Below are 11,552 nucleotides of genomic sequence, written 5' to 3' on the forward strand. Positions count from 1 at the left end.
CTCCCGTTCAAATAGGTGTCAACAGATGTCAGAAAAACTGACAGAAAAATCAGGACAGCTTCAAGAGCCCCCGTTCCACCATGGCGGACAATGCGGTCATCGCTCCCAGCTTCGCATGGGCATACGTCAATCCGCCCTGCATATATGCCGTATACGGCTCCCGTATCGGCGCATCCGCCGACAGCTCCAGGCTCCCGCCCTGGATGAAGGTGCCGGCCGCCATGATGACCGGGTGCTCGTAGCCGGGCATATCCCATGGCACCGGCACGACATGGGCGTCGACGGCGGATGCCTTTTGGATGCCTTGCACGAAGGCGATAAGATGCTCGGCGGAATCGAAGCGGATCGCCTGGATCAGATCCGTACGCGGCGCCGACCAGTGCGGGGATGATCGGAACCCAAGCTCTTCGAACATGGCCGCCGCGAAGACGCTGCCGCGCACGGCTTGTCCCACGATGCTCGGCGCGAGGAACAGCCCCTGATACATGGCGCGCGTCATGCCGAGCATCGCCCCGACTTCGCCGCCGATGCCCGGGGCGGCCAGACGTGCCGCTGCAGCTTCCACCAAGCGGCGCTTGCCGGCGATGTAGCCTCCGGTCTCGGCGATGCCGCCGCCCGGATTTTTGATGAGCGAGCCGGCAATCAGATCCGCTCCGGCCTCTGTCGGCTCTAGCCGTTCCGTAAACTCGCCGTAGCAGTTATCGACGAACACGATCGCATCCGGCAGCAGCCGCTTGACTCGGGTAACCATGTCCGCGATCTCATCGACGCGGAACGAAGTCCGCCAAGCGTAGCCGCGCGAGCGCTGAATGCCGATTACCTTCGTGCGCGGCGAGATCCTCCGCTCGACCTCCGCCCAATCGACCCGGCCTTCATTCGTCAGCTCCACCTCGCCATAGTGAATGCCCCAGTCGCGAAGCGATCCGCTGCCATCGCCTTCCTGTCCAATCACCTTGTGCAGCGTATCATAAGGTGTTCCCGTAATATACAGCAGCTCATCGCCCGGGCGGAGCACCGCGAACAGAGCGGTCGCGATCGTATGCGTCCCCGAGACGAAATGAGGGCGCACCAGCGCCGCCTCCGCGCCGAATACGTCGGCATAGACCTCGTCCAGCACTTCTCTGCCCCGATCATTGTAGCCGTAGCCCGTCGAACCGGCAAAATGAAAGTCGCTGACCTGATGCCGTTGAAAGGCCTGAATGACCTTCCACTGGTTCTGTTCCGCAATCGACTCGATCTCCCGGACCCGATCCTTGATTTTCTCCTCTACCCGTTCTGCCAGCTTCATCATCTCATCTGTAAACTGCATGTTTCATTGATTCCCCTTGTCCTCGACAACGCACTTCCCAACAAGCTCCCGTTGTACTTATGATTGAAATGGCTCCAGCTTGTAGCTATAGAGCTCTGCCTCCGCCCGATCCAGCCGAACGGTCAGCCGCACATCCTCGCCGTCCGCTTCCTGTTCCAGCACTTCGCCGATGCGATGGGCAAGCGCGATCAGATCCCCCCGCGCGCCCGGCAGCCGATAAGTCACCGTGCGGCCCGACAGATGCGCCTGGACGGCAAGACGCACCTGCTCAAGATCGGCTTCGTCGTATGCGCTGATCAAGAAATGGCTCTCACCCAAAGGCAGCATCTGGCGCTGCTCCCCGGTGCACATATCCTTCTTATTATACAGCACAATCTGCGGCTTCGCTCCGGCGCCCAGTTGCTGCAAGATATCGTCGACGACCCGCATCTGCTCCTCCCGCATCAGAGAAGAGGCATCGACGACATGCAGAATAAGGTCCGCCTCATTCACTTCCTCAAGCGTCGCGCGGAACGAAGCGACAAGTTCATGGGGCAAATGCTGAATGAACCCGACCGTATCCGTCAAAATCGTCGATTTGCCGTTCGGCAGCTCCCACTGCCGTGAGGTCGGATCCAGCGTGGCGAACAGCTGATTCTCCACGTAGACATCCGCTTCCGTCAATTGGCGCAGCAGCGTCGATTTGCCCGCGTTCGTATAGCCGACGAGCGCCACCTGAATCGCGCCGCTCTTCTTCCGGCGCTCGCGGTAGACGCCGCGGTGCCGGACCACCTCTTCGAGCTGCCGCTTCAGATCGGAGATGCGCCGCCGGATATGGCGCCGATCGGTCTCCAGCTTCGTCTCCCCCGGCCCGCGCGTTCCGATGCCGCCCCCTAATCGGGACAAATTGCGCCCGTGGCCCGACAACCGCGGCAGCAGGTAAGACAGCTGAGCAAGCTCGACTTGAATTATCCCCTCTCTCGTCTTCGCGCGCTGCGCGAAAATGTCCAGAATCAGCTGAGTGCGGTCAATAATTTTCACATCGAGCGCTTCTTCCAGATTGCGCACCTGGGCGCCGGACAGTTCCTGATCGAAGATGGCGGTCGTCGCGTCAAGCTCCGCGATGACCGCTCTCAGTTCGGCAACCTTGCCTTTGCCGATGAACCACTTCGGATCGGCGTTCTCCCGCTGCTGCATCATGACCGACAGCACGGCAACGCCGGCCGTCTCCGCGAGCTTCACCAATTCCTGCAAAGAATCTTCCGGACGAACCCGGCTCCGCCGGATATCATCCGTTATTAAGGTCACGAGGACCGCCCGGTCCTGCAACTCCGTGGATGTCTCATAGAACGTTCTTCGCATGCATTGAAGGTCTCCTTCATGTCATAGTCGCCGCCCTGCCGCTTCTGTACCCCAGTATACCTCATTTGCGGTCCCATTTTAAATCTTCCGGCCGCAGCGTCATCAGCTCCAGCTTGCCCGGCGACTGTTCCGGATAAGTCTGAAGCAAGCGCACCGCTTGGTTCCGCATCGCCTTCTCCATCACATTCCGCACGAAGCGCGCATTGCTGAACAAGTTGGCGGACATTATCTTCTCGTCCAGAATGACGTTCTTCAGCTGGGCAAGCGATTGAGGCATCAGCACATAATCCTGCTCCTTGGCAATGGATTCCGCAATCTTCAGGAGCTGATCGACCGTATAATCGGGGAACTCGACTTGAATCGGAAAGCGGGAGGGCAGCCCGGAATTGGTCTGCATCAACCAGTCCATTTCTTCCGAATAGCCTGCCAAGATCAGAACGAACTGGTTCTTCTGATCTTCCATCGCCTTTACTAGTGTATCCACCGCTTCCTTGCCGAAATCTTTCTCCCCGCCGCGGGCCAGGCTGTACGCTTCGTCAATGAATAAGACGCCGCCTATCGCCTTCTTGATTAAATCACGCGTCTTTTGCGCGGTATGCCCAATGTATTCCCCGACGAGATCCGCCCGTTCCACCTCAAGCAGATGGCCTTTGCTCAGCAATCCAAGCTGCTGGAACATTTTCGCCATAATCCGGGCGACCGTCGTCTTGCCTGTCCCCGGGTTTCCTTTGAAAATCATATGATACACATGCGGCTGGCACGTGAGGCCCGCTTCCTGGCGGCGGCGGTTCATTTGCAGGATGGCATAGAGCTCAAACGCGATTTCCTTCATATGCTCCAGACCGACGAGCCGGTCCAGCTCCTTGCGGATATCGGCAAAAGGCCCTTCCGCCGGCATGGCGGACTTATCCTGACCGGCCGCCCGGGCCTGCTCCTGTTGAGCCGCGGACTCGGCCGGTGTGTCCACCGGACGGATGACGACATTAATTTGACGCGAAGGTCTTGCTTCTGCGTGTGAGCCGGCCGCTTTAAGTCGTACGTTCATATGCGTCACCCTTTCGACGTTCAACTCCCGATCCTGCCATCCCGAGGCAGAATCGTCTATAGTGTTCAATATATTCTAGCGTCGAACAGGTTATTAGAAGTTTACGGAATCCACAACTCGTCCCATTTCCATTTCGTATACGCAAGCGATTCGCGGCCCCGATGCCATAGCGGAGACAGGACCTCGCTGCTCACGGTCACGATCTGCGGCTGCTCATAGCGGAGCGCCTGCGCGATCTCCAATGCGCGCATGCCATGGAAATCATGCGTCACGATGGTGGCCGACGCCCAGCCCCGCTCCTTCATCATGCGCTGGCTGAAGCGGAGATTTTCCAGCGTGCTCGTCGATTCGCCTTCCAGCACGACGCGATCTTCGCTTACTCCATGATCAATTAAGTATTTGGCCATGCCTTCGGCTTCCGTAAAGTTCGCATCCGGACGATCCAATCCCCCGGATACGATAATATAATCGAATCGCCCTTCCTTGTACAGCTCGAGCGCCTTGTTCAACCGTTCCCGCAAGCCCGGACTCGGCTCGTCTCCCCAGAGCGAGGCCCCCAGCACGATGCCGATCTCCGTGCGGACAGACGGAGCCGCTTCGGGCACCGACGCAATCTTCCACTGCGTATAAGCGAGCCACAGGAGGCCTGCGAACAGCAGCGTTCCCGCAAGAGACAGCAGTTTGGCACGCCATCTGCCCTTATTCATATGTACGCCAAGCTCTTTTCCTTGGTTCATGGATCACCTTCTCCTCCCCTTCAAAAGAAAAGCGCGCAATTCTTCATTGCGCGCTTCCTCTGCTGCGTAAATATGCGTTACCCATTTCCGTTGCCGTTATTGCCGTTGCGGCCAAAGCCATGGCCGCCGCCCTCTCCGTTATTGTCCGGAACGGCCTGATCCTGCCCCGTATCGGATTCTTCGAAGCTGTCGTTCTGGTCCGGCGGAGCAGGCGGCTCCGGCTGATCCGGCACCACGGTTCCCGGCACCGTGCCGGTATCATCCCAGCCGCCGGACGGATCGGAACCGTCCGGGTCTGGAGGAAACGGATCAACCGATCCGTCAGGATCTCCCCCCTGATCCGGAGGATCCACGTTCGGCGGTTCCGGCGTTTCTGGCGTCTCCGGTATTTGGATTTCTTCTTCCTCGATCTTGACCGTAGCGGCATTGGAACGAGCGGATTCATCGTCCCCGCTTACCGCCGTGACCACATAGGAATACGTCTCCCCGGCGAATACGCCGATATCTTCCGCATTCGTTACCTTAAGTCCGGCCAGCAATTTCGTATAATCCTGCTCGGCCGAAGACTTCCGGTACAGATTGTAGACGATATTATCCCCCTGCACCGGCTGCCAGCTCAGCGACACCGTCTTCGTCGTCTCCGAGTAGGAAGCCGTCAGGCCGCTAACCTTTTGCACCGGATCAGGCTGCTTCTCGACATGGTCGGGCTTGTTGAAGGAACCGGACTTCCGATCCTTCAGCGCCTTGCCCACCACCTCGCTGAACATGCGCGAAGGCACCCGGCTGCTCTCATGCAGCACATGATCCCGGTCCGTCTTGTCATAACCCATCCATACCGCGGCCGACCACTCCGGCGTATAGCCGACGAACCACGCATCCCGGTCGCCCGGCCCGTCATAGCCCGGAACCGAATGCTGCGTCGTGCCGGTCTTGCCCGCTACCTGGCGGCCGCTGATCTGGGCCTGGGTGCCGGTGCCGCTCTTCACGACATCCGTAAGCATCTCCGTCATATAATATGCGGACTGCTCGCTCATGACCTTCACCGGCTTCGGCACATGATACGTGAAATAATCATGCCCCTTGCGGTCCACAATCTTCGCCACAGCGTAAGAAGGATAATAATTGCCTCCATTGGCGAATGCGTTATATGCGGTGGCCATGTCAATTGGCGTCACGCCGTGCGTCATCCCGCCCAGCGCGATCGACAGGTTCAAATCGTCGTTCGTTAACGGGATGCCCAGGCTCTTGGCAAATTCAAAGCCGGTCTTCAATTTGATCTCGTTCAGCAGCCAGACGGCCGGAATATTGATCGAGCGTCTGACCGCTTCCTTCATATCGACGCTGGTCGTATAACCGCCCAGGTTGGTCGGGCAGTAGCCGTTGAAGCATTGCTTCTCGTTGCTCAGCTTCGACCACGGGAACCATTTGCCGGTCTCCAGAGCCGGGGCGTAGGACACGATCGGCTTGAAGGCCGACCCCGGCTGCCGCTTGATGGTCGCCCGGTTCAGTCCTTTGCGGGCATAATCCCGTCCGCCCATCATCGCCAGGATCGCGCCGGTCTTATGATCCGTAATGACCATCGCGCCCTGCACCTTCGTCTCGTCCTTGCTCTTCTCGAACATCTCGTCATTATTGAAGGCATCGTACATAATGCGCTGCGCATTCGAGTCCAATGTCGTATAGATTTGGTACCCGCCGCGGAACAGCTGGTCTTCGGTAAGACCGGTCCGTTCCACGATCTCCTCTACCATATAATCGAGATAAGAATAATACGGTTCTTCGTTGTTATTGTTGGCGGCCCCTTCATCCTTGGACTCCACCGGCACGTAATCGACCGCGGACGCTTCATCCCGTTCCTGCGCCGTAATATAGCCCTGCTCATACATCAATTGGAGGACGACCTGGCGCCGCTCCTTCGAGCGTTCCGGATTATTAATCGGGTTGTAATGGGTCGGCGCCTTCGGAATGGCAGCCAGCGTGGCAATCTGCCACAATTCAAGCTTATTCAGATCCTCCGTGCCGAAGTAAGTTTTCGATGCGGCGATAATGCCATAGGCCCGTTTTCCGAAGAAAATACGGTTCAAATACATCGTTAAAATTTCGTCTTTCGTAAAATGGTTCTCCAACGCCAGCGCGATGGATACCTCGGTCGCTTTGCGGAAGATGGTCTTATCGCTGGTCAAGAACATGTTCTTCGCCAGCTGCTGGGTGATGGTGCTGCCGCCCTCCGCCAAGCTTCGCGACACGATATCCTTCACCATGGCGCGGCCGATGGACCATAGATCGACCCCTCGGTGCTCATTGAAGCGCCGGTCCTCCGTCGCGATGAACGCATCGCGGACGCGCTGCGGAATATCTTCCGGCTCGGCAATCTCCCGATGTTCAATTCCTTTGCCCAGATGAGCGATAACATTATTATTGCTGTCATATACGGTGGAGATTTCAGCCATCTCGAACATGTCGGCATCCTTGTACTCGCGCATCAGACGCTCGCCGTTCAGCAAGATGAACAGATAACCGCCCACCGCGATAAAAGCGGCGAACGCAGCCATAAAGAACGACAGCCAGAAGGTTTTGCGCCAACTCCATTTGCCGCGTTTCTTGGGAGGTTTCCCCTTCCCTTTCCCCTTGGTCGGCACCGGTGTGCGCGTGCGTGTACGCTGGGGAGGTTGCTTCTCTCTCGTCATTATAACCGACTCCCTTTTGTTCACAGAAATGAGTTCTCTACTCTATCTCCTACGATTTGCATGCTATCCAGCACCTGATGGGACGTTGAATGAAAAGAACAACCCTTCAGGGTTGTTCGGCAGCGGACTATACCATTAGACGCAAAACAGGGGCGAAAAGTTGCATCGCTTCCCTTCGGCCCCCGTTGAAGCTTATTGCGTGTCGTTCTGATGATCCTGCATCAGGGATACGTTACGCTGCGGCGTGAACGTGGAAATGGCGTGCTTATACACCATTTGCTGGCGGCCGTCGCTGTCTATGACGATGGTAAAGTTGTCAAATGCGCGGATTACCCCGCGAATCTGGAACCCGTTCGTTAAATACACCGTCACCGGGATGCTCTCCTTGCGCAATTGGTTCAAAAACGTGTCCTGGATATTAATAGATTTATTCATCGTCCGTACCCCCATAATCATAAGGTTGTGTTGAAATATATTCAACCTCTTACCGAAACTTTCCTGCTATGATTTTACAAATTCGATCGAAATGTTCGTCCGCACGCTCCGGTTCGCTTACATCCACCCATTCAATATCCTGCATCCGGCGGAACCAGGAGAGCTGACGCTTCGCAAAACGGCGCGTATCGCGCTTCAACCGTTCGACGGCGGCCTCCAGCGACATTTCATTCTCCAAATACGCAGCGATTTCCTTATACCCCAGCCCCTGCATGGAGACGAGCTGACGGGAGTAGCCTGCGTCCAGCAAGCGGCGCACTTCCTCAATCAGTCCATCCCGGAGCATGACGTCGATTCGATCCTCAATACGTTTATATAGCATCTGCCGGTCCATTGTCAAACCGATTAAGCACAGGTCGTACGGAGATGCCTTCTGTTGGCCTTCCAGCTGCGACGATAGCGTCTGCCCGGTCAGATGGTAAATCTCCAATGCCCGCACGACCCGCCGCTGATCATTCGGGTGCAGCCGATTCGCCGTGACCGGGTCGACCGCCTGCAGCTTGGCGTGCAGCGCCTCGGGGCCATGGGCGAGCGCAAATTCCTTCATCTCCTGGCGAAAAGCCTCGTCCGAACCGGCATCGCTGAACTCGAAGCTGTAGCAGACCGATTCCACATACAAGCCGGTCCCTCCGACAATGAACGGCAGCCGCTCCCGCGCGCTGATAGCGTCAATCAGCTGGCGGCATCGTTCCTGGAACTCGGCGACGGAGAAGGCATAATCGGGATCATGGATATCCAGCAGATGATGAGGTATCCCCCTTCTCTCGTCCGGCGGAAGCTTCGCGGTGCCGATATCCATCCCGCGGTACACCTGCATGCTGTCGCCGGAAATAATCTCGCACTCGAAGGCATGAGCCACATCCAGACTCAGCTTCGTCTTGCCAACTGCCGTAGGACCGACGAGCACGAGCAGCCTTGGCCTAGTTGGTGACGTTGTTGCCGGCAATGTCAATCACTCCATATGCTAATTTCGTTCCGGTATGCACGATCCGTTCGAATCCGAGCCGCGCGAATTCCCCGCTGCCCCGCAATTCCTTCATGACGACCGTCTTCCTGGCCACGCGGCAAGCTTCGCGAACCGCTTCCGGCAGCACGGCTCCCGGATGGGCCAAGGCCCGCAGCGGGTCGATCGATGCCGATTCCTTCACCGGTTCGCGGAACATCGGATCGAAATAGACGACGTCCACTGCACGGTCAGGAAGGCCGCGCAGCCATTCCAGATGATCGGCCTGCTTCACTTCGATGCGGCGCATCGCTTCATTGACGGCTTCAATGCTGCTCTCATACAAGAGAAGCCCTTCATGCAGCAGGGTAAAAAGCGCCTGCTGGCTCTCCAGGGCCGTCACGCGGCCCGCTTCGCCAACGGCATGGGAGAAGACGAGCGCATCGGACCCGAGTCCGGCCGTGCAGTCCAGCACCGCATCGCCCGGTTGGGCGCGGCTGGCCGTAATCATCGTGTCCCCTTCGCCGGCCAGCAGCCGCTTGATGCGGACATAGGCCATGCTGGGGTGATAGATCAGCTCGGTGACTCCCAGCTTCATGTATCGTACATCTTTATTCCGGTAGACGAGGAATTCATCGTCCCCATACCGGTTCCGAAGAGCGGGCAGCGTATATTTCTGTCGCTCGACGAACCGGTGGCCGAACATCTCGGCCATCTTCCGGGCGCGTTCCCTTATGTGCGGGGAGGTCTTGTCCCCCGTAGTTACAATCATGAGCTCCTCCTCATTATATACGCTTCAGAAAGGGAAACACAAATGCGGCACCCGCATTACATGACCCGCTTGAACATTTTTTCTAAATCATAGGTCGTGAATTTGACGACGATCGGACGCCCGTGCGGGCAAGTATACGGCTGGCGGCATGCGGCCAGCCGGGCCAGCAGCGCCTCCGCTTCCGCCTCGGTCAAGCGCTGGTTCGCCTTGATCGAAGCTTTGCAGGAGCACATAATCGCCGAGGCCTCTCTCAGCTTGGCGATCTCCGGCACCTTCTCGCGCAGCACCCAATCCGTCATCTCCCGCACCAGATCGGCTTCCTCCCCGTTCGGGAACCAGTGCGGATACGAGCGGACGAGGAAGGTCTGCCCCCCGAACGGCTCCAGCCGGATGCCGGCCTGCTCCAGCAGGTGCATCCGCTCCCGGATGCGCTCGGCCTCCGCCGTCGTGAATTCCAGCGTCAACGGCAGCAGCAGCTCTTGCGACGCCTCCTCGGGATGTCCGAAGCGTTCGTAATAATATTCATAATTGATGCGTTCGTGGGCGGCATGCTGATCGATCAGATACAGACCCTCGGCATTGGATGCGATGAGATACGTTCCGTGCAGCTGCCCGATAAGCTCGACGGCCGGGAACGGCGGCAGCTCCGCCTCTGCCGGCTGGCCTGCGCCGGCTTGCCATGCCGCCTGGACGCCCGCCTGGCGGGAGACGAACGTCGCCCGGTCCGGAGCCCGGTCCGGAGCCCGGTCCGGCGGTTGCGCCGGCGCGGCGGAACCGGATCGCGAGCCGCCGTTCGTGCCGGCATAGCTTCCGCGGAGCTCGCGGACCGCATCCGGCTCCCGCATTGACCCGCCAGCCGGTTCAGGCGCCCGCTTCGCTTGGGCCGCATCCCGGCGGCCATAGTCCGCCTCCAGCAGGGTTGCCTGAGCGCTATCCGCCGGCACCTCCGCCGGCACCTCCGCTGCACCGGAGCTCCCCTGCGCGCCATCAGCAGCCTGTACGCCGGCACGCGCTGGCTCAGCCCCGGCCGGTTCCGATTCCGGGACGGGCGCTTCGCTCTCGGGCGGCACCGGCGCCAGATCCGGCTCCTTCGCCGGAACGAGCGCGCCCATCGGCTTGAGCCGGGGCTCGTCCCGGCCGCCGCCGAGCGACGCGGCAGCCCACTGCCATTCCGTCTGCTCGACATAGGTGCGCACCTTCGCCTTCTCCGGCGCCGCCTGCGGGATGAGCGCCTGCCGCAGCAGAATCTCGCGCAGCGTGGACGCGATGAATTCGGACAGCTCCGGCTCCTTGCTGAAGCGGACCTCCAGCTTGGCCGGATGCACATTGACATCGACCAGCGTCGGGTGCATTCGCGCATGGAGGACAATCATCGGGAAGCGATTGATCGGCAGCAGCGTATGGTACGCCTTCAGCACCGCCTGGTTCAAGGGGAAGCTGCGCACATAGCGCCCGTTCACGAACCAGGACATCGCGTTGCGGTTCGAGCGGGTCAGCTCCGGCTTCCCGATAAATCCCTCCAGCTTGTAATCCAGCTGCTCCGCCTCCACCGGCAGCATGCTCTTCGCCGTCTGCACGCCGTAGACCGCGGCGATCACCTGCTGCAAATCGCCGTTGCCGATCGTCTGCAGAAGCAGATTGTCATTATGCTTCAGCGTGAACGCAATCTGCGGATAGGCGAGCGCCAGGCGGTATATGTAGTCGGAGATATGCCCGAGCTCGGTCTGCACCGTCTTCATATATTTCAAGCGGGCCGGCGTATTGTAGAACAAATCGCGGACGGCGATATCCGTCCCCTGCATCGACTGCGCCGGCTCGGACGCTTTTACGGTGCCTCCTTCTATCGTCAGCTTCCGCCCCAGGCCGCTGTCATCCGCGGAGCTGGTGAGCTCCACCCGCGCCACGGCGGCGATGCTGGGCAATGCCTCCCCGCGGAAGCCGAGGCTGCGGATCGCGAACAGATCTTTGCCGGAAGCGATCTTGCTGGTGGCGTGCCGCTGGAAGGCGTTCTCCATATCGTCTTCCCCGATGCCGGATCCGTTGTCCTTGACCCGGATCAACTGGAGCCCGCCCTCCTCGACGGTCACGTCTATCCGGGTGCTCCCGGCGTCGATCGAATTTTCCACCAATTCCTTGACGACGGAGGAAGGCCGTTCCACGACCTCGCCAGCCGCGATCTGATTGGCGATATGCTCGTCCAATATATGAATGACGGCCATCTCG

The 11,552-nt window shown here is 59.0% G+C and carries 9 protein-coding genes; all 9 read right to left on the minus strand.

Annotated elements, in window-relative coordinates; genetic code table 11:
- Window positions 1–49 precede the first annotated feature (49 nt).
- The 9 genes from L6439_RS15630 to mutL all read right to left on the minus strand — a co-directional run bounded on the left by L6439_RS15630 (window position 50) and on the right by mutL (window position 11,548).
- Window positions 50–1,309 carry a methionine gamma-lyase family protein gene (locus L6439_RS15630; protein WP_213468285.1) on the minus strand — a complete coding sequence of 420 codons (1,260 nt, stop codon included), beginning with the start codon at window positions 1,307–1,309 and terminating at the stop codon, window positions 50–52.
- Window positions 1,310–1,366: 57 nt separating this feature from the next.
- Window positions 1,367–2,650, minus strand: coding sequence for a GTPase HflX (gene hflX / locus L6439_RS15635; RefSeq protein ID WP_213468284.1), 1,284 nt, complete (start codon window positions 2,648–2,650; stop codon window positions 1,367–1,369).
- Window positions 2,651–2,711: 61 nt separating this feature from the next.
- On the minus strand, window positions 2,712–3,695 hold the full coding sequence (locus tag L6439_RS15640; protein WP_213468283.1) for an AAA family ATPase: 984 nt from the start codon (window positions 3,693–3,695) through the stop codon (window positions 2,712–2,714).
- 101 nt (window positions 3,696–3,796) lie between these two features.
- On the minus strand, window positions 3,797–4,432 hold the full coding sequence (locus tag L6439_RS15645) for a YdcF family protein (protein WP_168181174.1): 636 nt from the start codon (window positions 4,430–4,432) through the stop codon (window positions 3,797–3,799).
- A 77-nt stretch (window positions 4,433–4,509) separates the two neighbouring features.
- Window positions 4,510–7,119: a transglycosylase domain-containing protein gene (locus L6439_RS15650; protein ID WP_213468282.1), complete on the minus strand. Its 2,610-nt coding sequence runs from the start codon at window positions 7,117–7,119 to the stop codon at window positions 4,510–4,512.
- 192 nt (window positions 7,120–7,311) lie between these two features.
- A complete protein-coding gene (gene hfq, locus L6439_RS15655; protein ID WP_040730128.1) occupies window positions 7,312–7,554 on the minus strand; it encodes an RNA chaperone Hfq in 243 nt (80 codons plus the stop codon).
- Window positions 7,555–7,603: 49 nt separating this feature from the next.
- On the minus strand, window positions 7,604–8,521 hold the full coding sequence (gene miaA, locus L6439_RS15660) for a tRNA (adenosine(37)-N6)-dimethylallyltransferase MiaA (protein ID WP_213468428.1): 918 nt from the start codon (window positions 8,519–8,521) through the stop codon (window positions 7,604–7,606).
- A 13-nt stretch (window positions 8,522–8,534) separates the two neighbouring features.
- Complete coding sequence (locus L6439_RS15665; protein WP_213468281.1) at window positions 8,535–9,329, minus strand: class I SAM-dependent methyltransferase; 795 nt, start codon at window positions 9,327–9,329, stop codon at window positions 8,535–8,537.
- A gap of 56 nt (window positions 9,330–9,385) precedes the next feature.
- Window positions 9,386–11,548 (minus strand): DNA mismatch repair endonuclease MutL, encoded by a 2,163-nt coding sequence (mutL, locus tag L6439_RS15670; protein ID WP_213468280.1) that lies wholly within the window; start codon window positions 11,546–11,548, stop codon window positions 9,386–9,388.
- Window positions 11,549–11,552: the final 4 nt, after the last annotated feature.

The organism is Paenibacillus dendritiformis (assembly GCF_021654795.1).
GTDB lineage: Bacteria > Bacillota > Bacilli > Paenibacillales > Paenibacillaceae > Paenibacillus_B.